Raw genomic sequence first — 24453 nt, forward strand, 5'->3', positions numbered from 1 at the left:
ATGGCGTTCCCGGAGGAGCCGCTGGGCCTGCGCGCGGAGATGCTGATCGATGGGGTGTGGACCGACTTCACCAAGGACGTCTACACCCGGGCACCGATCACTCACCAGCGGGGCGTCCGCAACGAGGGCACGGTCGCTGATCCGGCGTCCGTGCCCTTGACCATCAACAACCGGTCGGGGAAGTACAGTCCGCGCAACCCGATGTCGCCGTACTACGGCAAGATCGGCCGGAACACGCGGGTCCGCCTCACCCTCCCCGGGGGCACCCCCCGCATGGTGCTGCCCCCCGGCAGCATCTCGCGCGCCAGCACCCCGGACACAGCGTCGATCAACGTCGCCAGCATCGACGTTCGCATCGAGGTCAACCTCACCAACTGGGATGCTGGCCAGACCGTAGAGCTCTGCGGGAAGTACAGCATCACGGGCCTCGGCCGCGCTTGGCTGATGTTGATCACCGACCAGCGGCGCCTCGCCTTCCGCCGCAGCATCGACGGCACCGGCAACGAGGAGTACGCGTCGACCCAGACGATTCCCTTCAACCCCGGGCGCATGGCCCTGCGGTCCACCTGGCACGGGCCCACCGGCATCTACACCCACTACATCGCGCCCTCCATCACCGGGCCCTGGACGCAGCTCGGCGCCCCCTCCTTCCCGGGGACGCCCGGCAGCCTGTTCCCCTCCACGGCGCCCCTGGAGATCGGCGACGTGGCCGCCCTCGGGTTCGCGTCGCCGCAGGGATCGGTCTACGCCGCCCAGCTCCGTAACGGCATCGACGGGCCGATCGCCGTCGACGTCGATTTCACCGCCCTGGAGGTCGGCGCGGCCAGCTTCACGGACCGCACCGGGCTGCCCTGGACGCTGGCTGGCGGGGCAACGATCAGCGACCGCGAGGTGCGCTTCCTGGGCGAGATCAGTGAGTGGCCGCAGCAGTGGGCGCCCTCCGGAGCGGACGCGTGGGTGCCCGTGCAGGCCGCCGGTATCCTCCGCCGCCTCGGCCGCGGCACCAAATCGCTCGACAGCGCACTACGGCGCCGCATCCCTTCGTACGAGCCCATGGCCTACTGGCCCATGGAGGAAGGCGAGAACGCGAGCAGGGCGTACTCGCCGATCGCCGGCGTCGACCCGCTGTCCATGGCTCAGGTGCAGTGGGCGGCCGACAGCAGCCTGCCCTCGTCGGGGCCACTGCCCACCATCCAGGTCCGGGACGGTGCCGGCTTCATGTCCGGCCTGGTCCGGAACGGGTCGTGGACGAGCCTGCCTGGCTGGTCGGTGCACTGGCTGTACCGGATGCCGCAGGTCCCGGCCAGCCGGAGGACGTTCATGATGATGCGGTCCACCGGCACCGTGCGGGACTGGTACGTCCAGTCCGGGCCCGATCACTCCCGCGTCCTCGGGATGGGCTACGACGAAAACACCATCGTGGACGTGCTGATCGGCACCAGCACCGATATCTACGGCGACTGGGTGAAGTGCAGCTTCAGCGTGGAGCAGGAGGGCGCCAACGTCCGCTGGCGGGTGGTCTGGTCCACCATCACCGGCGACGCGGGCGGGTACACCGACACGGTTCCGGGCGTCACCGGCCGGCCGACCGGGGTCAGCTCGCCTCCCGGCGGCTTCTCCGCGGACCTTAACGGGATGGCCATCGGACACATCGGGGTGTGGCCCGTGGCCAGCACCGGCGCCTACACCAACGCGATGAACGCCTGGTCCGGGGAGACTGCGGGCGCCCGGATGCTGCGCCTGGCCTCTGAGGAGGGCATCCCGGTCAAGGTCACAGGGGCGGGCAACACGGAGCCGGTCGGGTATCAGGGGCTGGCGCCGGTCCTCGACCTGGTGCGTACGGCGGCGACCGCGGACGGGGGCCTGCTGACCGAGGACCCGACCGCGCTGCGGCTGCTGTACCGGCCTCGGTCGACGCTGTACTCGCAGGCCCCGGCGCTGGTCCTGGACTACGCGGCGGGTCAGATCGCGGCGCCCTTGGACCCGGTCGACGACGACACGAACATCCGCAATGACATCACCGTCAGCCGCGACCAGGGTTCGTCAACGCGCGCCGTGCTCGCCTCCGGCCCGCTGTCGGTGCAGGACCCGCCGGACGGCGTCGGCGTCTACGACGACTCCCTCACCCTGTCGTTGGCCACCGACGAGCAGACCGTGCCGCTGGCCCACTGGGAGCTGCACTTGGGGACGTGGGACGAGCCCAGATACCCGGCGGTCACCGTCAACCTGCACCGGCATCCGGAGCTGATCCCGGCGGTGCTGGCGCTCCGTGAGGGCGATGTGATTCGGCTGGTGAACATGCCGAAGTGGCTGGCGCCGGACGACGTCGACCTCATGTATCTCGGGCTCAAGGAGACGCTGCTCCCTCGGAAGTGGACTGTCACGTTCGACTGTGTGCCGGCCGGGCCGTGGTGGGTGGGGATCGTCGGGCACGGCGGGCTGGGCCGCGTGGACACGGATGGCAGTCAGCTCGCGGGGGCCGTCAGTGCGACGGCATCGTCGCTGCCGGTGGCCGTGACGGCCGGTGCGCTGTGGCAGTTCGAGTCTCCGTTCGAGGTCCGGGTGGGCGGCGAGGTGATGCGGGTAACGGGCATCACCGGCGCCAGCCCGCAGACGTTCACCGTCGTCCGCTCGGTCAACGGCATCAAGAAGCCGCACTCGGCCGGGGCCCTGCTCCGGCTGGCCACCCCGTCCGTCGTCGCCCTGTAGGAGGCCCAGTGCCCCGGTACCCGATCATCCCGCCTGGGCGGGTTCTCACGTCCGAGACGCTGGCGTCGATGCTGCCGGACATCACGTGGAAGAGCTCCGACACCGACCGGACGACGGCCACCCTCGCGGACGATCCGGAGTTGACCACGCAGCTCGCGGGCAACGGCATCTTCCACGCCCGGTTCTACCTGCTGTTCGGCGCCACCAACACGGGCCGTTTCCGCACGGTGTGGAAGGTCCCGTCAGGTGCGAGCGGGCTCCGGTCCGCCCTCGGGCCCGATCAGGGCACGGTGCTGTCGTCCGGGTCGTCCGGCGGCCCCGGCCGGTGGGGGGCGCATGTTTTCTCCACGGCCTGTATCTACGGCGTCCGCGACGGCACGGGCCTGCTGGCGGTCGCCATCGAGGAGAGCATCCTCACCACCAGCGTCGCGGGCACCCTGGCCATCCAGTGGGCCCAGCAGACCACCAACGCCACCGCTACCCGCCTGGGTGCGGGCTCGTATCTGGAGGTCCGGCGCCTCGCCTGACCCGCTGCCCGCCCCGCACGACCCGAGCCACCAGGCCCGGGGCCCTTTTCATGCCTTGGAGGCACTCATGGCCGCAGAGATCCACCCCGCCACCGCGCAGATGCTGCGGAACTTCCGCTACGACCACCTGCCCGCCCACCTCCAGAAGGTGTCCCGGCCGTTCCACGACCTGGCCCACGAACTCGCCGAGACCCTGACCGGGCCCGAGGCCACCAAGGCACTCGACGACCTCTGGAAGTCGAAGAACTGGGCGGTCGTCGCCGCCTCCAACACCGCGGGGGAGGTGGGCTGATGGCTGCCCCGCTCACCGCCGACCAACTGGTCAAGGCCCTGACGGCGGAGGGCCTGACCGTGCACGAGGTGCGCTCCTGGCGCACCCACAACCGGAACTCGAAGGGTGCCTGGGGCCCGCTGAACGGCGTCATGCTGCACCACACCGCCTCCGCCGTCGGCGAGGCCGTGTCGGTCACGGTGGCCCGCTGCTACGACGGTCGCAGCGACCTGGCCGGGCCCCTGTGCCACGGCGTCATCGACCGGCGGGGCGAGGTCTGGCTCGTCGGCAACGGCCGAGCCAACCACGCCGGCGGCGGCGACGGGGCGGTGCTGAACGAGGTCATCGCCGAGAGCTACGGCACCAAGCCACCGGCCACGCGCCAGCACGAAGGCAGCACGGGCGCCGTCGACGGCAACGCCCGCTTCTACGGCTTCGAGTGCATCAACGCCGGTGATGGCAGCGATCCGTGGCCGGATGCCCAGGTGCAGGCCATGGCGAAGGCCGCAACCGCGATCTGCCGCGCACACGGGTGGACGGAAAAGTCGACGATCGGGCACCTGGAGTGGTCCGACTGGAAGCCGGACCCGCGAGGCGCGGCGGTCGCCATGCCGACACTGCGCGGCTACATCGCCGCGGCTCTCGGGAAGAAGCCCGGCGAGTGGCGGCTGAAGGCGCCCGCGCCGGCCCCGGCGCCGTCGAGTCCTACCGCGTCCGAGCTGCTGGCCGTCGTCGAGAAGACGCACAAGACCCTCGGCGATCAGATCGCCGCCCTCCGCAAGAAGATCGGAGCCTGACCATGCTCACCAAGGCTTTCTGGACGGCGACCGCCGAGAGGTCGGTGCGCACCTTCGCGCAGGTCCTCGTCGGGTCCCTCGGTCTGGACACCCTCGGGGTCATCAACGCGGCCTGGGGCGAGGGCCTGGCGCTCGGCGCGGGCGCGGCGGTGCTCTCGGTGCTGACCGCGGTGGCGACCTCGGGCGGGGCGGAGGGGCCGGGTCTCACTGAGACGGTGCGGCGGCGGTGACGCCCGACCCGGGGGTGCATATCCCGATCGCGGAGATGTATCAGGAGCTGCGGGCCGTGAGCGGCGCCGTGACCCGGGTGGAGACGAAGCTCGATGGGATCGGCCAGGGCGTCACGACTCTCGGCACGGCGGTAGCCGACCACGAGACCCGGCTGCGCACCCTGGAACGGGGCCGGTGGCCCTTGCCCACCATCGGCGCCCTCGCCGGTGTGGCCGGCGCCGTAACGGGAGCCCTCGCCCTCGTAGCCCGATGATCACTGCCCCGCCCATCCCCCGGTGTGGGGGATGGGCGGGGCCGTTTCGTCGTTCCTGGGGTCAGTCGTTCAGCTCGATGCGGAAGTCGACGATGGTGCTGTCGCCGCGGCGCACGATTGGGTGGGCAACCTCGACGACGCGGCCGGTGTCGGCGAGGTGCCTGCGGGTGTACCGCAGGACCGGCACGCTGGAGCCGATGCGGAGCGTCGTGGCCTCGTGCTCGGTCGGCATCGCCACGGTGAACGACTCGGTGATCGCGGTGACGCGGATGCCCAGTGTGGCGAGCTGCGCACGAGTGCCACCCGGCCACGGCTCGTTGATGGGGTCGGCGACGGGCGTGCCAGCTACGTCCGACCAGCGCACATAGCTGGTCGACATCTGTGTCGGCTGGCCGTTGTCGTAGAAGACGAAGTGACGGGCCAGGAGCCGCTCGCCCACTGCGCACTCGAACAGCGCGGCCAGCTCGCTGTCGGCCTGGACCCGCTCGAACCGCTTGTCCAACCTGTACTCGGACCAACGGATGCCCTGATCCCGGGTGTATGGCGTGGACCTGGTGCCGGGCGTGGACCGGTAGCGGTCGGCGGCCATGCGGTGGATCGGCGGACGCGGCCGAACTCGGGTGCCGGCGCGGGCGCGCGTCTCGATCAGGCCCTCGTTGGCGAGCAGCCGGAGCGCGCTGCGGATGGTGGTCTCGGAGACGCCGCCATACTCGGTGCACAGAGCGGGGAGCGTAGGGATCTGGTCGCCGGGTCCCCATTCGCCGGAGGAGATACGGCGCCGCAGGTCGGCGGCGATCCGCAGGTACTCGGGCTGTGCCACCGCTGCACCCCCACGTCATGTGATCACGTCAATCTGAGTACACATACTCTCCCGTCCCCCTTGACCTGCGCCAATCCGGGCGACATTCTGAGTACAGATAGTTGCTATCCGTACTCAGATAGTGTTGCCTCCGGGGGGTCATCCATGCCCGAGTCGGGACGTTCGTGGCAGAAGGAATTCAAGGCCGAGCCCATCGAGGCAGCCCACGTCCGGCTCTGGACGGTCGGCCGCGTGCGACACCCCGACGCCCCCCTGCTGGCGCACGAGTTGTACATCGCCGTCCTCGGCTCCGGCGCCTCCGCCATCGAGATGACACTGTCGACCGCCGGGCCCCGGATTCGTGTCACCGCCCTGGGCCCCGACCCGCTGCCGCTGATCCACAGCCACGGCCCGGGGTGGACCCTCATCCGCGGCCTGGCCACCCGAGCCGGGCTCACAACCGACGAGTGCGGCCTGTGGGCACAACTGGGGGCGAGCAGATGACGTGGCCACAGCTACCGCCCGCTGCCGAGTTGAGCTACGCGCAGTACGCCGGCTGGGCCTGCTGCTGGTGCGGCGTCTCCCTGCTGCTGGGCGGCGGTAGGGCCGTCGGCCGCTCGGAGGGCCGGGCAGGCGCCCATGACCTCAGCGTCCAGGTGTATGCGTGCCCGCCGTGCGAAGCGGCGGGCCCCGTGAACTCCCGCCCCCCCGGCCGCGACAGGCCGGGACCGGGGCGGGCTGCAAGGCACCACTAGCTCTCACCCAAGGAGTGAGTATGTCTGCACCTGCCATGGAAGCCGTCTCGGCGAGGACGCTCGTCGACGAGGACTTCTTCACGCGGCTCAGCCTTCGCGTGGCCAAGAGTCACGGCCTGGACAAGGCGCGCGCCGAGGCCATCACGGACCAGGCCCTCGCGTACCTGGCGACGAGCGCGCAGAAGCCGGCCGACGCGCCGACGCTCTACATGAGCGCGGCCGTCGACCCGGCCTGGCACACCTTCATGGAGTTCACCGCCGCCTACGACGAGTTCTTCCGGCGGCCGGGCTGGCACAAGGTCCACCACGCCCCGTGCGACGGGTTCGGCGGGGCGACGTACCCCGCGCCCGAGAAGGCGCTCCCGCCGACGGTCGAGGCGATCCTCGCCGCCGGCTACACGGTGATCCCGGGGCTGTGGACGGCCATGGTCGACTGCGGCGACACCTGCGGCGACGACGGGGGACAGCCCGACCCGCTGCCCTGTGGCGACCACGGCTGACCTGGACAAGATCCGAGGTGATGTCGGCCCCCGCCCCTACAGTGGCGGGGGCCGACGCAGGGAGAGAGGAAGAGGGATGGCGAAAGGGTTGTCAGGGAGGGGCCGGGTGACGGTCTTCTCCATGCTCCACGACTGGCCAGGCCACTACTGCGTCCTCGCCTACACGGCCGCCGGCCACTTCGGCGACACCGCCGTCCTCGGCGTCATCCCCATCGAGGGCCTCGCCTTCGAGCCGGGGGACCTCTTCGCGATGGCTGGGCGTCACCAGCCGACCAGCCTGTACGGGCAGCCGCCGGAGCACGCCCGCGCGGCCTGGCTGGCCTGCACCGGTTTCTCCGCGCGGCTGACGCCGAAGCCGGACACGCTGGACATCACCGACGCCGTCTGGTCCCTGGACATGCGACAGCAGGTGACGATGGCCAAGTCCATGTACGGACACGATCACGTTGCCGCAGGACGCCTCCGGCTGGAGGACCCCGAGCTGATGGAAAAGGCGCGAGCTGTATTCCACGGCCACCTGGTGGGAGCGTAACGGCACAGATGGCCCCGCTCGTCCGATCCCCCCGTGGCGGATGAACGGGGCCTCTTAGTCGCGGACGAGATCGGCGAGGGGCATGCCGACAACGTCGGCCAGGAGCAGCAGATCGTCAAGGTTCGGCACCCGCTCGCCGTACTCCCAGCGGTGGATTGTCCGGTGGTCGCGGCCGATGCGGAGCCCCAGCTCCATCTGCGTCAGGTTCGCAGCGAGCCGAGCGGCTTGGACGCGGGCTCCGATCTCCCGGCGGCGGGCTGGCACCCAGTCGGGGAGGGGGTCGAGGGGCACCCCGCCCACGTTTCAATGATCTTCGTCCGGTGTCTTTGCCCAGCCAGGCAAATTTTTTGATCTTGTACAGTTCGAAGCTGCCGCGTCAGCCTGCTCTGCGGGGTGGCGCGGCTCCGGGGTCGGCGAGATATGCGTCCGCTGCCCCGATGAGTGCTCGCCCGTGGGGCTGAGCACGACCGCCCCGTCCTCCACGCTGGAGGGCGGGGCGGTTTACTGTGTCGAGGCGTCCCCCGCCGACGAAGACGACGGGGGACACCCTTCCGGCGAGGGACCTCCCGAGTACCCCCACCGGGCTTGCCATGGGGCTATGCGTCAGGCGTCCGGAGCCGTCACGTCCGCCTCCCCACGCGCACTGTACCTACAGCACTGTCCGATCTACAGCCTGTAGCGAAGGCGTCCACCAAACCTTCAACCGGTGGTCGCCGGTTGAAGTTACGGACTAGTACCGGACTCTCAAGATCGACAAATGTAGATGGCCGGTAGATCCAAGAGATCTACCGGCCATCTGACCTGGCGTTACGCCTTGTGGGGCTAACAGGATTTGAACCTGTGGCCTCATCCTTATCAGGGATGCGCTCTAACCAACTGAGCTATAGCCCCGCCGCGCTCTGCGGGGGCGTCCCGCGCGCTGACTCCTGAAGGTTAGCGCACGAGGTGGGCACTGCCAAAATCGGTTGTCGCGGCCTTGTCCGCCGAGGTCACTCGTCCTCGGCGAGGGTCAGCTCGACGCCGCCGACGAAGCCGGCGGAGAGGTTGTAGATGAACGCGCCGAGCGTCGCCAGCGCCGTAGCGAGGACGACGTCGATGACCGCGATGATCGTCGTGAAGAGCAGCACATTGGGCAGCGAGAGGAACGACTGCAGGTCGAAGCCGTTGGACTCGTTGGAACCCGTGGCCTCGGAGATGGTGCCGCCGACCGTCGAGAAGACGCCCATGGCGTCCATGACCATCCACAGCACCGCGGAGGCCACGATCGTGCAGACGCCGAGCGCGATGGAGAGCAGGAAGCTGACCTTCATCACCGACCACGGGTCGGCCTTGGCGACGCGCAGCCGGGCCTTGCGGACGCGGGGCGTGGTGCGGGCCCCGGTGCGCGGCCGGCGCACGCCGGCGGCCGTACCGCCGTCGCCCTGGGTCGGGTAGGCCTGCGGCGGGTGGTACGGGCCGCCGCTCGGCTGCGGCTGCCGTTCCCCCGGCAGCGGCGAGGCCGCCTGCTGGGGCTGCGGGCCTCGGGTGTCCGTCACAGTTCCCCCCTGGGGTCCGTGTGGGTCAGACGCGTGGGTGCCGCTCGCGCCGTCGTCGATCCTGCGCAGTTGAGTCGTGTGCGAATCCGTCGCACGCGCGGCGAAGCCACGGCCGCCGCCGTTGGTCTCCGTACCCGTGGGGGTACCGGCCGATCCGGCGCCCGTGGCTCCGCTCACGATGACTCTCTCCTCGTGCTACTCGGCCGAGGGCGCCTCGCCCTCGTCCGTGCCGGTGGTCGTGGCGACACCCTCGGCGGTCTCGTCGACGGCCACATCGCCGTCGACCTCCTCCGCCTCGCGTCCCGCCTCGGCGTTGCGTGCGATGCCCACGACGGCATCGCGCTTGCCCAGATTGATCAGTTGGACGCCCATGGTGTCACGGCCCGTCTCCCTGACCCCGCTGACTCGCGTGCGAATCACACCGCCCGAGAGTGTGATGGCGAGGATCTCGTCATGCTCCTCGACCACCAGCGCGCCCACGAGCGATCCGCGGTCCTCGACGATCTTGGCAGCCTTGATGCCGAGACCGCCACGCCCCTGGACGCGGTACTCGTCGACGGAGGTCCGCTTCGCGTACCCGCCGTCGGTGGCAGTGAACACGAACGTACCGGCTCGAACAACATTCATCGAGAGCAGCTCGTCCCCTTCACGGAAACTCATGCCCTTGACGCCCGAGGTGGCACGGCCCATGGGCCGCAGGGTGTCGTCCGTGGCGGTGAACCTGATCGACTGAGCCTTTCTGCTGATCAGCAGGAGGTCGTCGTCGGGCGAGACGAGTTCGGCTCCGATCAGTTCGTCATCGGAACCGTCCTCCTGCTCCCGCAGGTTGATCGCGATCACACCACCGGAACGCGGTGAATCGTAGTCCTTCAGCGACGTCTTCTTCACCAGCCCCGCCTTGGTGGCCAGAACCAGATAGGGCGCCGCCTCGTAGTCGCGGATCGCGAGGATCTCGGCGATGGACTCGTCCGGCTGGAAGGCCAGCAGGTTCGCCACGTGCTGACCGCGCGCGTCCCGGCCGGCGTCGGGCAGCTCGTACGCCTTGGCCCGGTAGACGCGGCCCTTGTTGGTGAAGAAGAGCAGCCAGTGGTGGGTGGTGGACACGAAGAAGTGGTTGACGATGTCGTCTTCCTTGAGCTTCGTGCCGCGCACGCCCTTGCCGCCGCGCTTCTGCGCCCGGTAGTCGTCGGTCTTGGTGCGCTTGATGTAGCCGCCGCGCGTGACCGTGACGACGATGTCCTCCTCGGCGATCAGGTCCTCGATGGACATGTCGCCCTCATAGGGGATCAGCTTCGTCTTGCGGTCGTCGCCGTACTTCTCGACGATCGCGGTCAGCTCGGCGCTGACGATGCCGCGCTGGCGGACCGGCGAGGCGAGGATCTCGTTGTACTCCCTGATCTTGGCCTGAAGTTCGTCGTGCTCCTGGACGATCTTCTGGCGCTCCAGCGCGGCCAGTCGGCGGAGCTGCATCTCCAGGATCGCGTTGGCCTGGATCTCGTCGATCGTCAGGAGGTCCATCAGGCCCGCGCGGGCGATCTCCACGGTGTCACTGCCCCGGATGAGCGCGATGACCTCGTCGATGGCGTCCAGGGCCTTCAGGAGGCCGCGCAGGATGTGCGCGCGCTCCTCGGCCTTGCGCAGCCGGAAGCGCGTACGGCGGACGATGACCTCGATCTGGTGGTTCACCCAGTGCCGGATGAACGCGTCCAGGGAGAGGGTGCGCGGGACCCCGTCGACCAGCGCCAGCATGTTCGCGCCGAAGTTGGTCTGGAGGTCGGTGTGCTTGTAGAGGTTGTTGAGGACGACCTTGGCGACCGCGTCCCGCTTGAGGACGATCACCAGGCGCTGTCCGGTGCGCGAGGAGGTCTCGTCGCGGACGTCCGCGATGCCGCCGATCTTGCCGTCCTTGACCAGGTCGGCGATCTTCTGCGCGAGGTTGTCCGGGTTGACCTGGTAGGGCAGCTCCGTGACCACCAGGCACTGGCGGTTCTGGATCTCCTCGACCTCGACGACCGCGCGCATGGTGACCGAGCCGCGACCGGTGCGGTACGCCTCGTCGATGCCCTTGCGGCCGACCACCAGGGCGCCGGTCGGGAAGTCGGGGCCCTTGATGCGCTCGATGAGCGCGTCGAGCAGCTCCTCCTGGGTCGCCTCGTAGTTGTCCAGGTACCACTGCGCGCCGGCGGCCACCTCGCGGAGGTTGTGCGGCGGGATGTTGGTCGCCATGCCGACCGCGATGCCGGCCGAGCCGTTGATCAGCAGGTTGGGGAAGCGGGCCGGCAGGACGGTCGGCTCCTGGGAGCGGCCGTCGTAGTTGTCCGTGAAGTCGACGGTCTCCTCGTCGATGTCACGGACCATCTCCATGGACAGCGGCGCCATCTTGCACTCGGTGTACCGCATGGCCGCCGCCGGGTCGTTGCCCGGCGAGCCGAAGTTGCCGTTGGAGTCCACCAGCGGCATCCGCATCGACCACGACTGCGCGAGGCGCACCAGCGCGTCGTAGATGGAGCTGTCGCCGTGCGGGTGGTAGTTGCCCATGACGTCGCCGACGACGCGGGCGCACTTGTAGAAGCCGCGCTCGGGGCGGTAGCCGCCGTCGTACATGGCGTACAGCACACGGCGGTGGACGGGCTTGAGGCCGTCACGGACGTCGGGCAGCGCACGCGAGACGATGACGGACATCGCGTAGTCGAGGTACGAGCGCTGCATCTCCGTCTCGAGCCCGACGGGCTCGACACGCATCGCCAGGGCGTCGCCCTCGGGCGTCGTCACAGGAGTGTTCTCGTCGGTCATTGCTGGTGAAGGTCCTTCCTGGTGCGGTCAGCCGTGACCGACTCAGATGTCGAGGAAGCGGACGTCCTTGGCGTTGCGCTGGATGAACTGGCGCCGGGCCTCGACGTCCTCGCCCATCAGCACCGAGAACAGGTCGTCGGCCTGGGCGGCGTCGTCCAGCGTGACCTGGCCGAGGACGCGGTGCTCCTGGTCCATCGTGGTGACGCGCAGTTCCTCGGCGTTCATCTCGCCGAGGCCCTTGAAGCGCTGGACGGAGTCCTCGCGGACGCGCTTGCCGGCCTGGCGGCCCATCTCGATCAGCGCGTCGCGCTCGCGGTCGGAGTACGCGTACTCGAAGTCGTCCCGGCCCCACTTGATCTTGTACAGCGGGGGACGGGAGAGGTACACGTGCCCGGCCTCGACCAGCGGCCGCATGAAGCGGAACAGGAAGGTCAGCAGCAGGGTGTTGATGTGCTGGCCGTCGACGTCGGCGTCCGCCATCAGGATGATCTTGTGATAGCGGAGCTTCTCGATGTCGAAGTCCTCGTGCACACCGGTGCCGAACGCGGAGATCATCGCCTGGATCTCCTGGTTCTGCAGGATCCGGTCGATGCGGGCCTTCTCCACGTTGAGGATCTTGCCGCGGATCGGGAGGATCGCCTGGTACTGCGGATTGCGGCCGGACTTGGCCGAGCCGCCGGCGGAGTCGCCCTCGACGATGAAGATCTCGCACTTGGTCGGGTCGTTCGACTGGCAGTCGGAGAGCTTGCCCGGCAGGGAGGCCGACTCCAGCAGGCCCTTGCGACGGGTCAGGTCGCGCGCCTTGCGGGCCGCCACGCGCGCGGTGGCCGCCTGGATGCCCTTGCGGACGATGTCCGCGGCCTCGTTGGGGTTGCGGTCGAGCCAGTCGGTGAGGTGCTCGTAGACCACCTTCTGGACGAAGGTCTTCGCCTCGGTGTTGCCCAGCTTGGTCTTGGTCTGGCCCTCGAACTGCGGCTCGCCCAGCTTGACCGAGATGATCGCGGTCAGGCCCTCGCGGATGTCGTCGCCGGTGAGATTGTCCTCCTTCTCACGCAGCAGCTTCTTCTCGCGCGCGTACTTGTTGACGAGGTTGGTCAGCGCCGAGCGGAAGCCCTCCTCGTGCGTACCGCCCTCGTGGGTGTGGATGGTGTTGGCGAAGGAGTACACGCCCTCGCTGTACCCGCTGTTCCACTGCATCGCGACCTCGATGGACAGGAGACGCTCCTTGTCCTCGGCCTCGATGTCGATCACCGACGGGTGCACCAGCTCGCCCTTGCGGGAGTTCAGGTACTTCACGAAGTCGACGATGCCGCCCTCGTAGTGGTACGTGACGGACTTCACTTCCTCCGTCACGTCCGCGCCGGCCTCGTCGGCGCCGGCGACGGCCTTCGCCGACTCGCGCTCGTCGGTCAGCTTGATCGTCAGGCCCTTGTTGAGGAACGCCATCTCCTGGAAACGCCGGGCCAGCGTCTCGAAGGAGTACTCCGTGGTCTCGAAGATGTCCGGATCGGCCCAGAAGGTGACCGTCGTGCCGGAGTCCTCGACCGCCTCGTGCTTGGCGAGCGGCGCCGTCGGGACGCCCATCTTGTACTCCTGCGTCCAGCGGAAGCCGTCGCGCTTGATGTCGACGGTCACCTTGCTGGACAGGGCGTTCACCACGGAGACGCCGACGCCGTGCAGACCGCCGGAGACCGCGTAACCGCCGCCGCCGAACTTGCCGCCCGCGTGCAGCACCGTCAGGACGACCTCGACGGCCGGCTTCTTCTCGACCGGGTGGATGTCCACCGGGATGCCACGCCCGTTGTCGATGACGCGGACGCCGCCGTCGGCCAGGATGCGGACGTCGATCGTGTCGGCGTGTCCGGCGAGCGCCTCGTCGACCGAGTTGTCGACGACTTCCTGCACCAGGTGATGCAGGCCGCGCTCACCTGTCGAGCCGATGTACATACCGGGTCGCTTGCGGACCGCGTCCAGGCCCTCGAGGACGGTGATGGCACTGGCGTCGTACGAGGTGGGACCCTCGTTGTTCGAGGTGCTCACCGCTTCGTGCACGCCGGTGTCGATGGACGGGTTGTTCTCGTTGGGGTTGCCGGAATCGGCCACGAAGCGCCCTTTCTGGCACAGCACGAGCCAGGCTCGTCGGCAGGTTGCCGGAGCGGCTGCGGCATGTTGCGTTGGTAAGCCTTGATCAGCGTTGCTCAGCTAGTCCCGGACGGTCCCCACGTTCGGGGCGGGATTCTCATCCATTCTACCGGTAGCACTGACACTGATGGGTGTTTGCCGGTACCTGAGTACGCATGTGCCGCCCTGAACCGGCCTTGTCCGACTCCCGATATGCGGATGGGGGCCTCAAGCGGCCCACGAGGGCACTCAGCGCTTCCGGGCGTCAACCCGTTGCTACGGGGGAGCCGGGTGGGGAGGAGCCCTCGATTCCGCCGAGGTGACCGGGTGCGCACAGGTCGTCCCGCGCCCCTCCGGGCGCCGGTGAATGTGATACGGATCACCGCTGCGACCAGCGGTGAAGGGGTCAGCCGTAGGTGTCGCCGGGGCCCTTGCTCCCGGGGGCGCGCAAGGGTCCGTACCGGCGCGCGGAGCCGCCCGCGCCTCCAGGACCGTGCACCTTGATCAGCCGGACCGACCCGTGCCCGAGATCCTCGTTGATCCGCGCGACGAGCGTCGGGGCGAGCAGCCGCAGGTTGGTCGCCCAGGCCGTGGAGTCGCAGCGCACGCTCAGCACGCGCTCGTCCTCGTCGTAGCGCTCCGGGACGCAGTGCTTGGCGACGTCCTCACCGACGATCTGCGGCCAGCGGCCCATCACCCCGCCGACCGCGGCCGGCGCCTCCCAGCCCCGCTCGGTGATCAGCCGGTTGATCGCCGAACCGAGCGCCATGGGGTCGCGTCCGTCGGCGCGCGCGCCGGAGCGCAGGCCGGCGCCGCGGCGCACCTGCTTGCGCTGCTGCGCCGCGTCTCCCCGCGCACGGGCCGCCTCGCGCGCCGCCCGCAGCGCCACGCGCGCCAGATCCACGCCGGAGGGCTCGGGCGCCTTCCCCGGGAGGCCGCCGGGGCCCTTCCCGGCGGCGGGGTCGACTGTCGGCTCGCCCGGGTTCACGCGCGCTCCACCGTCCCCTCCGCCACCGCGAACCGGGTCCCGGCCAGGACGTGCGGGACGTCGTCGCCGACGGCCGCGGTCACCAGCACCTGTTCGCCGGGGGCGACCAGCTCGGCCAGCCGCTCCCTTCGCCGGACGTCCAGTTCGGCGAAGACGTCGTCCAGCACCAGCACCGGCTCGTTCCCCTCGGCCCGCAGCAGGTCGTAGGAGGCCAGCCGCAGCGCGAGCGCGTAGGACCAGGACTCGCCGTGGGAGGCGTAGCCCTTGGCGGGCATGCCGCCGAGCTTGAGCAGCAGGTCGTCCCGGTGGGGTCCGACCAGGGTGACACCGCGCTCGATCTCCTGCTTGCGGACCTCGGCGAGCGCCGCCCTGACCTGCTCGAACAGGTCCTCGCGGCTGTGCGCCTCGCCGGGCGCGGAGGCCCGGTACTCCAGGACGACGGGTCCGCCGCCGGGGGCCAGTTGCTCGTACGCCTTGTCGGCCAGCGGCTGCACGGCGGCAATCAGGTCCAGGCGCTGGGCGAGCAGTTCGGCGCCGGCCCGCGCGAGGTGCTGGTCCCAGACGTCGAGCGTGGAGAGGTCGAGGGTGCGGCCACCGTGGCGGCGGGCGAGCGCGGCCGATTTCAGCAGGGTGTTGCGCTGCTTGAGGACGCGGTCGTAGTCGGAGCGGACGGCGGCCATGCGCGGGGAGCGCGCGGTGATCAGCTCGTCGAGGAAGCGGCGCCGCTCGCCGGGGTCACCCTTGATCAGCGCGAGGTCCTCGGGCGCGAAGAGCACGGTGCGCACGATGCCCAGCACGTCACGTGGTCTGACCTGGGAGGACCGGTTGACGCGGGCGCGGTTGGCACGGCCCGGGTTCAGCTCCAGCTCGATGAGCTGCTGCCGCTCGCCCTGGCGGACCTGCGCCCGGATGATCGCCCGGTCGGCGCCCACGCGGACCAGGGGGGCGTCGGAGGAGACCCGGTGGCTGCCGAGGGTCGCCAGGTAGCCGACCGCCTCGACCAGGTTGGTCTTGCCCTGGCCGTTGGGGCCGACGAAGGCCGTCACGCCCGGGTCCAGCGGGACCTCGACCCGGGCGTAGGAGCGGAAGTCGGCCAGCGACAGATGCGTGACGTGCATGGTCGTTCGCCGACCTCCGTTCCTTCGGGAGTTGCCCTACTTCTTTTCCACCGCGTGGCCGCCGAACTGGTTGCGCAGCGCGGCGATCATCTTCATCTGCGGCGAGTCGTCCTGCCGGGAGGCGAAACGCGCGAAGAGCGACGCGGTGATCGCCGGCAGCGGCACCGCGTGGTCGATCGCCGCCTCCACCGTCCAGCGTCCCTCACCGGAGTCCTGCGCGTAGCCCCGCAGCGCGTCCAGGTGCTCGTCCTCGTCGAGGGCGTCGACCGCCAGGTCCAGCAGCCAGGACCGGATGACAGTCCCCTCCTGCCAGGAACGGAAGACCTCGCGGACGTTCTCCACGGAGTCGACCTTCTCCAGCAGCTCCCAGCCCTCGGCGTACGCCTGCATCATCGCGTACTCGATGCCGTTGTGGACCATCTTGGCGAAGTGGCCCGCGCCCACCTTGCCCGCGTGCACCGCGCCGAGGTCGCCCTCCGGCTTGAGCGCGTCGAAGACCGGCTGCACGGTGGCGATGTGCTCCGGGTCGCCGCCGTACATGAGCGCGTAGCCGTTCTCCAGGCCCCACACGCCGCCGGAGACGCCGCAGTCGACGAAGCCGATGCCCTTGGCGGCCAGTTGCTCCGCGTGCCGCTCGTCGTCCGTCCAGCGGGAGTTGCCGCCGTCCACGACGATGTCGCCGGGCTCCAGCAGCTCGGCGAGGTGGTCGATGGTGGCCTGGGTGGCCTCGCCGGCCGGGACCATCACCCAGACCACGCGCGGACCCGTGAGCTTGCCCACGAGGTCTTCCAGGCTGTGGACGTCGGCGAGGTCCGGGTTGCGGTCGTATCCGACGACGGTGTGGCCGGCGCGGCGGACCCGCTCGCGCATGTTGCCGCCCATCTTGCCGAGGCCGACGAGACCGAGCTCCATCAGTTGCGTTCCTTAGGTGTGCGAGGTGGCGTGACGGCACGTCCGAACGTGTCGGATGCGTGCCGCGGCACGTTCGTATCCGCGTACGAGCCTAAACCCGGACGCTCATGCACACCTGTGGGCACATGCGCTCATACGTACGCTCTCACCTGCGACATCGTCTCGCGGAGCGCCGGTCGTCCACGGACCGCGGAGGCCCTGTGGACGACCGGGACGCCACCCGGCGGCGACGGCGGCCGGGTCAGCCGCTCAGCCGCACCGGCATGATCAGGTACTTGTACGCCTCGTCCGCCTCGGCGTCGACCGCGGGCCGCCCGCTGAGCAGCGCCGGCTTGGTGGACGTGGTGAAGGAGAGCTGGGCCACCGGCGAGTCGATGGCGCTCAGCCCGTCCAGCAGGAAGGTCGGGTTGAAGGCGATCGAGATGTCGTCGCCCTCCAACTGGGCGTCGACCCTTTCCACAGCCTGTGCGTCGTCGCTGGAGCCGGCCTCCAGGATGAGCACGCCCTGCTCGAAGCTGAGCCGCACCGGCGTGTTGCGCTCGGCGACCAGGGCGACGCGCTTGACGGCCTCCACGAAGGGGGCGGTCTCGATGACGGCGACGCTGTTGAACTCGGTCGGGAAGAGCGTCTTGTACTTCGGGAGGTCGCCCTCCAGCAGACGCGTGGTGGTGCGCCGGCCGGCGCCCTCGAAGCCGATCAGGCCCTCGCCGGCGCCCGAGCCGGACAGCGCCAGGATGACCTGGTCGCCGCTGGTCAGCGCCTTGGCGGTGTCCAGGAGCGTCTTGGCGGGCACCAGGGCGACCGCGGAGGCGTCCGGGTTCTCCGGCTTCCACAGGAACTCGCGGACCGCGAAGCGGTAGCGGTCGGTGGAGGCCAGCGTCACCGTGTCGCCCTCGATCTCGATGCGCACACCGGTCAGGACGGGCAGCGTGTCGTCGCGGCCGGCGGCGATGGCGACCTGCTGCACGGCGGAGGAGAAGACCTCGCCGGGGACGGTGCCCGTCGCGTTCGGCATCTGGGGCAGCGCCGGGTACTCCTCCACGGGCAGGGTGTGGAGAGTGAACCGCGAGGAGCCGCAGACCACCGTCGCCCGTACACCGTCTGTGGAGATCTCCACCGGCCGGTTGGGCAGGGCGCGGGAGATGTCGGCGAGCAGCCGGCCGGAGACCAGGACGGTGCCCTCCTCCTCGACCTCCGCCTCCACCGAGACCCGCGCGGAGACCTCGTAGTCGAAGCTGGACAGGCTGAGCTGCCCCTCCTCGGCCTTCAGCAACAGGCCGGCGAGGACCGGCGCCGGCGGACGGGCCGGGAGGCTGCGTGCCGCCCAGGCCACTGCCTCCGCGAGTACGTCGCGTTCCACCCGGATCTTCACCGTAAGCCGCCTCCTGCTGTTGCCGGCGCTTCTCGCCCTGCTTCGCCTTCGTCGTCTGACCCGGTGTCGCCGGCCCTCCCTGGGGGCAGGACACCGGGAACCAGTCTGACGCACCGCACTGACAGTAGGTGCCGTCCGGGGTCAAGTCATGACGAGGGGCGGTCGGGCCTCAAGGGGCGAGTTGTGCACAGGTCCCGCTTCGAAACGGATTCCGCTCTCTTACAGGTCGGGAGTAGTAGTAGGGCCTGTGGATACCGTGGATAACCTCGTTTGCCCAGGTCAGAGCAGGAATTTTGTCCACTGACCCTGTGGGCGGAGCCGGTGGACAACCAGGGCTCTCTGTGGAGAACGGAAAGTTCTGCACACGCCGTGCACAGGAAGGGGCGACTTCTCCCCAGGTGCGTCCCCAGGTTTACCCACCTTTCCCACAGCCCAACCCGGCATCCTCGTGTGACGCCTTTCACTCGTCGCGGTGAGATGCCGCGTCGCGTTGCCGAACAGTGGACAGAGGTGTGGAGAAGCGGGCGATCGCTGGGGACAACCGGCCTCAGCCTGTGGGTCACCGGTGGACAACGCGATCAGCGCCCTGGGGATGGATTCGCTGTCCACAGCCTGTGGATATCTTTTGTCCACCAATCCACAGGGAGGTGACCTGCCCTGATGATCCCTCACCTGCCCAGGCTGTGGACAAGATCGGGACAACTTCGCGGTCCCCAAGGTGTGGACGGAAAAAAGTCGCCGAATCTGTGGACGGAGACCGTAACCCGGGAGGTATTCGAACAGCGGATGACGTGGGCACGGCCGGCGCGAGACGGGCGGGAGGGGTGGGGACGGCGGTCGGACGGCGGTTGGAAGGCGGTTGGAAGGCGGTCGGAGGTCTGCCGGAAGGCCGTCGGGCGCTCACTGGAGGACTGCCGGAAGGCTGTGGGAGAGCCGTGGTCGCCGTTGCCGCGGGGTCCTGTGGCCGCCGAAACCCCGCGACCCCGCGACCCCGCGACCCCCGCGACCCCGTGGCAGCCGTCCGCCGGGCGTCGGCGGCGTCGCCGGGCGGGGGCGGCGGCTGGGGCGGGTCTCCCGCCCAGGAGCCCCTGACGGCCGCCAGGAGCCCCTTCGCGGCACACGACGGCGCCCCCGGTCCGTCGTCCCGGGGGCGCCGTCAGGTGAGCGCCGGCGTCAGCCGTTCTTGATGCGGTTGGTCAGCTCGGTCACCTGGTTGTAGATGGAGCGCCGCTCGGCCATCAGGTTCCGGATCTTCCGGTCGGCGTGCATCACGGTGGTGTGGTCCCGGCCGCCGAAGAGCGCGCCGATCTTCGGCAGCGACAGATCCGTCAGCTCCCGGCACAGGTACATGGCGATCTGCCGGGCCGTGACGAGCTGGCGCCCCCGCGAACTGCCGCACAGATCCTCGACGGTCAGCCCGAAATAGTCGGCGGTCGCGCCCATGATGGCCGTCGAGGTGATCTCCGGCGTCGAGTCCTCGCCCCCGGGGATCAGGTCCTTGAGGACGATCTCCGTCAGCCCCAGGTCCACCGGCTGCCGGTTGAGGGAGGCGAACGCCGTCACCCGGATCAGCGCGCCCTCCAGCTCCCGGATGTTGCGCGAGATGCGGGAGGCGATGAACTCCAGCACCTCCGGCGGGGCGTTGAGCTGCTCCTGGACCGCCTTCTTGCGCAGGATCGCGATCCGCGTCTCCAGCTCGGGCGGCTGGACGTCGGTGATCAGGCCCCACTCGAAGCGGTTGCGCAGCCGGTCCTCCAGCGTGACGAGCTGCTTCGGCGGCCGGTCGCTGGAGAGCACGATCTGCTTGTTGGCGTTGTGGAGCGTGTTGAAGGTGTGGAAGAACTCCTCCTGCGTCGACTCCTTGTCCGCCAGGAACTGGATGTCGTCGACGAGCAGGATGTCCATCTCGCGGTAGCGCTTGCGGAAGCTGTCGCCCTTGCCGTCGCGGATCGAGTTGATGAACTCGTTCGTGAACTCCTCGGAGCTGACGTACCGCACGCGCGTGCCCGGGTACAGGCTCCGCGCGTAGTGCCCGATCGCGTGCAGCAGGTGCGTCTTGCCGAGGCCCGACTCCCCGTAGATGAACAGCGGGTTGTACGCCTTCGCCGGCGCCTCGGCGACCGCCACGGCCGCCGCGTGCGCGAAGCGGTTCGACGCGCCGATCACGAAGGTGTCGAAGAGGTACTTCGGGTTCAGCCGCGCGGTCGGCTCGCCGGGGCCGGAGGCCGGTGCGGGCTGCGCGGCCAGCGGGCCCGGGGCGCCGGTGGCCGGACCGGGCCCGACGGGGCCGCCGCGGTGGACGTGGCCGGAGGACGAGGGGTCGGGCAGGTCGCGCCGGGGGCCGCGCCCGTCGTAGTCGCTGCGCGGTCCGTCGTAGTCGCCGCGCTGCGGCTCGTACGGCGAGCGGTCCGGCGGCTGCGGGCGGTAGTCCTGCGGGTACGGCTCCTGGCCGTAGGAGTCCTGGCCGTACGCGTCCGGGGAGTAGCCGTCCCCCGAGGGCGACGCGTACGGGTCCCGGTCCGGGAAGCCCAGGCGCTGCTGCTGCCAGCCGTACTCGTCCTGCTGCCCCGGCCGTGGCCAGGAGCCCGGCTCGGGGCGCTGGTACTCCTGCGGGTAGGCCGGGCGGGCGGTCGGAAGCTGGTCGGCGCGGCGGCGGCCGTACCCCTCGTACTCGTCGCGGCCCTGACCGGGAGCGGGCAGCTCCGGTTCCTCGTAGCGGGGCTGCGGACGGGCCGGCGGCGCGGCGGGAGCGGCTTGCTCGCCCACGGAGTCGTCGACGGTGATCGCGATGCGGATCGGACGCCCGCACTCACGGCTCAGCGTCTCGCTGACGACCGGGGCGAGGCGGCCCTCCAGCACGTTCTTCGCGAACTCGTTCGGCACGGCGAGCAGCGCGGTGTCGGCGACCAGCGCGAGGGGCTGGCAGCGCCTGATCCAGTGCTCGTCCTTGGACTCGACGCCCTGCCCGCGGCCCTCGCCGAGAAGTTGTTCCAGTACGCGTGGCCACACTGCGGCAAGATCGGCAGGTACGTCAGCCACAGGGCACGCTCTCTCACGAGTCCCTCGAAGGTGTGATTCGGGGACGGGTCGGGATGAAACTCGGATGGGGCAGGGATAGGGAACGAATCGGAGTCCAGTCACGGTAGTCAGCGCGACCGGTAGGGTTCAAGTTGTTGTCCCCAGGCTGTGGACAAGTGTCTCCCGGTCATCGTTGGTTTGACCGAATGGCGCAGTCGCACGTACCGTAACGAGGTCGAGTTGTCGATGGCTGCTGCCGCCTGCCTCCGATGGGCACGGATCACGCCCAAGGTGATCGCAAAGCGGTGCACTCGGGCGTAACGAGAGCTACTCGTGGGCGCACGGTGACAGCCAGGACGGCACCCCGCCAACCCCGATTCTTTTCTGGAGCCCCCGAGTGAGCAAGCGCACCTTCCAGCCGAACAACCGTCGTCGCGCGAAGACCCACGGCTTCCGGCTGCGTATGCGCACCCGTGCCGGCCGCGCGATTCTCGCGTCTCGCCGCAGCAAGGGTCGCGCCCGTCTGTCCGCCTGATCCCGATCAGGTCATGACATCGTGCTGCCCACCGAGAACCGGCTGAGGCGGCGCGAGGACTTCGCGACCGCGGTACGACGGGGTCGCCGGGCCGGCCGCCCGGCTCTCGTCGTCCACCTTCGAAGCGGTGCCACGGACCCGCACGCGCCTGGGGAGAGCGCTCCCCCGACACGTGCGGGTTTCGTCGTGAGCAAGGCCGTGGGCAACGCCGTGGTGCGGAACAAGGTCAAGCGAAGGCTTCGCCATCTGATGCGCGACCGGATCGCCCTGTTGCCCCCCGGTAGCCTGGTAGTCGTACGAGCGCTGGCCGGTGCGGGCGACGCCGACCACGCACTGCTGGCCCGAGACCTGGACGCCGCTCTGGAGCGGCTCCTGGGAGGGGGCACGCGATGAAGTACCCGCTGCTGGCCCTGATCAAGCTGTACCAGTGGACGATCAGTCCGCTGCTCGGCCCGGTCTGCAAGTACTACCCGTCGTGTTCCCACTATGGCTTCACGGCCATCGACCGGCACGGTGCCCTCAAGGGCACGGCGCTCACCGCCTGGCGCATCCTGCGCTGCAATCCGTGGTCGCTCGGCGGAGTGGACCATGTCCCACCGCGCAAGCGGCCACGGTGGCACGAAATGCTGCGTGACGCATGGCGCGCACGCAAGAGCGGGCCCTCCGCCGCCGACCCGGCCACCGAGGGACAGACTTCTCCTCCGAGTCCGTCCGGTCCCTCCAGCCCGGCCGCGGAGACCCCGTCCCATGCCCAAGGAGCATGATTAGTGGACACGATCGCCAGCCTCTTCAGCTTCATCACGACACCCGTCTCCTGGGTCATCGTCCAGTTCCACAGCGTGTACGGCGCCATCTTCGGCCCCGATACCGGGTGGGCCTGGGGCCTGTCCATCGTGTCCCTGGTGATCCTGATCCGCATCTGCCTGATCCCGCTCTTCGTGAAGCAGATCAAGGCGACGCGCGCGATGCAGACGCTCCAGCCGGAGATGAAGAAGATCCAGGAGCGCTACAAGAGCGACCGACAGCGTCAGTCCGAAGAGATGATGAAGCTGTACAAGGAGACGGGCACCAACCCGCTCTCCTCGTGCCTTCCCATCCTGGCGCAGTCCCCGTTCTTCTTCGCCCTCTACCACGTGCTCAACGGCATCGCGTCGAACAAGACCATCGGCGTGATCAACCAGCCCCTGCTGGAGAGCGCGCAGAAGGCGCACATCTTCGGGGCCCCGCTGGCCTCCAAGTTCTTCAGCAGTGAGAGCGACGTCACCGCCCTCAGCGCCTCGCTGACCGACGTCCGGGTCGTCACCGCGATCATGATCGTGCTGATGTCGGCCTCGCAGTTCTTCACGCAGCGCCAGCTCATGACGAAGAACGTCGACACCACGGTGAAGACGCCGTTCATGCAGCAGCAGAAGATGCTGATGTACGTCTTCCCGGTCATGTTCGCCGTCTTCGGTGTGAACTTCCCGGTCGGTGTCCTCGTCTACTGGCTGACCACCAACGTGTGGACCATGGGCCAGCAGATGTACGTCATCCACAACAACCCGACCCCGGGTTCCAAGGCCCAGGCCGCCTACCTGGACCGCCTCACCAAGCGCGTCTCCCACCACGGCGGGACCCGCGGCCGTGGTGAGCGCGCCATCGTGAAGGCGATCGTCGCCAAGGGCCGGGACCGCAACGAGTTCGAGCGCAAGTTCGTCAACGGGCTGAACAAGGCCGGTCTCGCCGCCCAGCCCGACGGCACCGTCGTGAAGAGCGATGCCGAGGCCGTCGCGCAGACCGAGGACGGCGCGGCTGTCACCGGTGCGACGCCCAAGCGGCAGCAGCCCAAGCGCCAGAGCAAGGCCCAGCGGCAGTCCGGCAAGGCCGAGCACGAGGACAAGACCTCGCTGAGCAAGTCCGATGACTCCCCGGCCGGCGGCGAGGACACCAAGTCCACCGCCGGTGCCGCCAAGAAGCCCGCGCAGAAGTCCGGCAGCGGAGGCCGCAGCAAGGCCCAGTCCGGTCAGCGCAAGGGCCCGCAGCGGCCCAAGTCCCCGTCGAAGAAGTAAGAAGGAGTCCATCCCGTGACGGAAGGCACCACCTCCGCCGCTGCCGAGGGCGCAGACACCCTGACCCGCCTGGAGCAGGAGGGCGAGATCGCCGCGGACTACCTGGAGGGTCTGCTCGACATCGCCGACCTCGACGGCGACATCGACATGGACGTCGAGGCCGATCGTGCCGCTGTCTCGATCATCAGCGACTCGAACAGCCGTGATCTGCAGAAGCTGGTCGGCCGGGACGGCGAGGTCCTGGAGGCCCTACAGGAGCTGACCCGCCTCGCCGTGCACCGAGAGACCGGGGACCGCAGTCGGCTGATGCTCGACATCGCCGAGTACCGGGCCCAGAAGCGCGCCGAGCTGTCCGAGCTGGGCGCCGAGGCCGCGGCCGAGGTCAAGAGCAACGGCGAGGCCGTCCGGCTGAAGCCGATGACGCCCTTCGAGCGCAAGGTCGTGCACGACGCGGTCAAGGCCGCGGGACTGCGCAGCGAGTCCGAGGGCGAGGAGCCGGAGCGCTTCGTCGTCGTGCTCCCCGCCTGATCGGTTCCCCGATCGTCCGGCCCCGTCTGTCGTGCAGACGGGGCCGATTTTTCTCAGCCTGATAGTTCTGGTGGTTCTGGCAGCGGCGCCCAGCGCGCGCCGTGCGGTACG

24 protein-coding genes and 1 tRNA gene are annotated in these 24453 nt (G+C 69.5%); 14 read left to right on the forward strand and 11 right to left on the reverse strand.

Going from position 1 to position 24453, the window contains the following annotated elements:
* From J5Y05_RS14540 to J5Y05_RS14565, 6 genes are all read left to right on the forward strand, one after another.
* The gene (locus J5Y05_RS14540; protein WP_210872325.1) at positions 1-2709 is read left to right on the forward strand and encodes a hypothetical protein; all 2709 of its coding nucleotides are present in this window, start codon (positions 1-3) and stop codon (positions 2707-2709) included.
* Between the two features lie 68 nt (positions 2710-2777).
* Positions 2778-3236, forward strand: coding sequence for a hypothetical protein (locus J5Y05_RS14545; protein WP_210872327.1), 459 nt, complete (start codon positions 2778-2780; stop codon positions 3234-3236).
* A gap of 67 nt (positions 3237-3303) precedes the next feature.
* Positions 3304-3528 (forward strand): hypothetical protein, encoded by a 225-nt coding sequence (locus J5Y05_RS14550; RefSeq protein ID WP_210872329.1) that lies wholly within the window; start codon positions 3304-3306, stop codon positions 3526-3528.
* Positions 3528-4304, forward strand: a complete 777-nt coding sequence (locus J5Y05_RS14555) for a peptidoglycan recognition protein family protein (RefSeq protein ID WP_210872331.1) — start codon at positions 3528-3530, stop codon at positions 4302-4304. The genes J5Y05_RS14550 and J5Y05_RS14555 overlap by 1 nt, the downstream gene beginning before the upstream one ends.
* Before the next feature lie 2 nt (positions 4305-4306).
* Positions 4307-4534: a holin gene (locus J5Y05_RS14560; RefSeq protein ID WP_210872332.1), complete on the forward strand. Its 228-nt coding sequence runs from the start codon at positions 4307-4309 to the stop codon at positions 4532-4534.
* Between the two features lie 56 nt (positions 4535-4590).
* Positions 4591-4788, forward strand: coding sequence for a hypothetical protein (locus tag J5Y05_RS14565; RefSeq protein WP_307853911.1), 198 nt, complete (start codon positions 4591-4593; stop codon positions 4786-4788).
* A gap of 61 nt (positions 4789-4849) precedes the next feature.
* Here J5Y05_RS14565 and J5Y05_RS14570 read toward each other — a convergent pair whose 3' ends face one another.
* The gene (locus J5Y05_RS14570; protein ID WP_210872334.1) at positions 4850-5608 is read right to left on the reverse strand and encodes a GntR family transcriptional regulator; all 759 of its coding nucleotides are present in this window, start codon (positions 5606-5608) and stop codon (positions 4850-4852) included.
* A gap of 144 nt (positions 5609-5752) precedes the next feature.
* On the opposite strand from J5Y05_RS14570, the gene J5Y05_RS14575 reads away from it, so the two are divergent.
* The 3 genes from J5Y05_RS14575 (at position 5753) to J5Y05_RS14585 (ending at position 7374) form a co-directional block, all read left to right on the forward strand.
* Positions 5753-6091 carry a hypothetical protein gene (locus J5Y05_RS14575; RefSeq protein ID WP_210872337.1) on the forward strand — a complete coding sequence of 113 codons (339 nt, stop codon included), beginning with the start codon at positions 5753-5755 and terminating at the stop codon, positions 6089-6091.
* Positions 6092-6362: 271 nt separating this feature from the next.
* Positions 6363-6842: a hypothetical protein gene (locus J5Y05_RS14580; protein WP_210872338.1), complete on the forward strand. Its 480-nt coding sequence runs from the start codon at positions 6363-6365 to the stop codon at positions 6840-6842.
* A 106-nt stretch (positions 6843-6948) separates the two neighbouring features.
* Complete coding sequence (locus tag J5Y05_RS14585; RefSeq protein ID WP_210872340.1) at positions 6949-7374, forward strand: hypothetical protein; 426 nt, start codon at positions 6949-6951, stop codon at positions 7372-7374.
* Positions 7375-7428: 54 nt separating this feature from the next.
* On the opposite strand, the gene J5Y05_RS31840 is transcribed toward J5Y05_RS14585, so the two are convergent.
* The 10 genes from J5Y05_RS31840 to dnaA all read right to left on the reverse strand — a co-directional run bounded on the left by J5Y05_RS31840 (position 7429) and on the right by dnaA (position 21252).
* On the reverse strand, positions 7429-7674 hold the full coding sequence (locus tag J5Y05_RS31840) for a helix-turn-helix domain-containing protein (protein WP_307853912.1): 246 nt from the start codon (positions 7672-7674) through the stop codon (positions 7429-7431).
* 517 nt (positions 7675-8191) lie between these two features.
* Positions 8192-8265: transfer RNA gene (locus J5Y05_RS14595), tRNA-Ile, on the reverse strand.
* 98 nt (positions 8266-8363) lie between these two features.
* Positions 8364-9086: a DUF3566 domain-containing protein gene (locus J5Y05_RS14600; protein ID WP_210872345.1), complete on the reverse strand. Its 723-nt coding sequence runs from the start codon at positions 9084-9086 to the stop codon at positions 8364-8366.
* A gap of 18 nt (positions 9087-9104) precedes the next feature.
* Positions 9105-11702, reverse strand: a complete 2598-nt coding sequence (gyrA, locus tag J5Y05_RS14605; RefSeq protein WP_210872347.1) for a DNA gyrase subunit A — start codon at positions 11700-11702, stop codon at positions 9105-9107.
* A gap of 42 nt (positions 11703-11744) precedes the next feature.
* The gene (gene gyrB / locus J5Y05_RS14610; RefSeq protein ID WP_210872348.1) at positions 11745-13805 is read right to left on the reverse strand and encodes a DNA topoisomerase (ATP-hydrolyzing) subunit B; all 2061 of its coding nucleotides are present in this window, start codon (positions 13803-13805) and stop codon (positions 11745-11747) included.
* 424 nt (positions 13806-14229) lie between these two features.
* A complete protein-coding gene (locus J5Y05_RS14615) occupies positions 14230-14811 on the reverse strand; it encodes a DciA family protein (protein WP_210872350.1) in 582 nt (193 codons plus the stop codon).
* Positions 14808-15929, reverse strand: a complete 1122-nt coding sequence (gene recF, locus J5Y05_RS14620) for a DNA replication/repair protein RecF (protein ID WP_210872352.1) — start codon at positions 15927-15929, stop codon at positions 14808-14810. The genes J5Y05_RS14615 and recF overlap by 4 nt, the downstream gene beginning before the upstream one ends.
* Positions 15930-15965: 36 nt before the next feature.
* A complete protein-coding gene (gnd, locus tag J5Y05_RS14625) occupies positions 15966-16841 on the reverse strand; it encodes a phosphogluconate dehydrogenase (NAD(+)-dependent, decarboxylating) (RefSeq protein ID WP_210872354.1) in 876 nt (291 codons plus the stop codon).
* Between the two features lie 241 nt (positions 16842-17082).
* Positions 17083-18213: a DNA polymerase III subunit beta gene (dnaN, locus tag J5Y05_RS14630; protein ID WP_210872356.1), complete on the reverse strand. Its 1131-nt coding sequence runs from the start codon at positions 18211-18213 to the stop codon at positions 17083-17085.
* A 1173-nt stretch (positions 18214-19386) separates the two neighbouring features.
* On the reverse strand, positions 19387-21252 hold the full coding sequence (gene dnaA / locus J5Y05_RS14635) for a chromosomal replication initiator protein DnaA (protein ID WP_210872358.1): 1866 nt from the start codon (positions 21250-21252) through the stop codon (positions 19387-19389).
* Between the two features lie 376 nt (positions 21253-21628).
* Between dnaA and rpmH the strand changes: the two genes are divergently transcribed.
* From rpmH to J5Y05_RS14660, 5 genes are read left to right on the forward strand one after another with little or no spacing between them, the layout of a single operon-like run.
* The gene (gene rpmH / locus J5Y05_RS14640; RefSeq protein WP_003956500.1) at positions 21629-21766 is read left to right on the forward strand and encodes a 50S ribosomal protein L34; all 138 of its coding nucleotides are present in this window, start codon (positions 21629-21631) and stop codon (positions 21764-21766) included.
* A gap of 21 nt (positions 21767-21787) precedes the next feature.
* The gene (rnpA, locus tag J5Y05_RS14645; protein WP_210872359.1) at positions 21788-22159 is read left to right on the forward strand and encodes a ribonuclease P protein component; all 372 of its coding nucleotides are present in this window, start codon (positions 21788-21790) and stop codon (positions 22157-22159) included.
* On the forward strand, positions 22156-22530 hold the full coding sequence (gene yidD, locus J5Y05_RS14650; RefSeq protein WP_030420045.1) for a membrane protein insertion efficiency factor YidD: 375 nt from the start codon (positions 22156-22158) through the stop codon (positions 22528-22530). Before rnpA ends, yidD begins: the two co-directional genes overlap by 4 nt.
* Before the next feature lie 3 nt (positions 22531-22533).
* Complete coding sequence (yidC, locus tag J5Y05_RS14655; RefSeq protein ID WP_210872361.1) at positions 22534-23814, forward strand: membrane protein insertase YidC; 1281 nt, start codon at positions 22534-22536, stop codon at positions 23812-23814.
* A gap of 15 nt (positions 23815-23829) precedes the next feature.
* Positions 23830-24342: a Jag family protein gene (locus J5Y05_RS14660; protein ID WP_210872363.1), complete on the forward strand. Its 513-nt coding sequence runs from the start codon at positions 23830-23832 to the stop codon at positions 24340-24342.
* Positions 24343-24453 lie beyond the last annotated feature (111 nt).

It is taken from the genome of Streptomyces tagetis (assembly GCF_018069565.1).
Classification (GTDB): domain Bacteria; phylum Actinomycetota; class Actinomycetes; order Streptomycetales; family Streptomycetaceae; genus Streptomyces; species Streptomyces tagetis.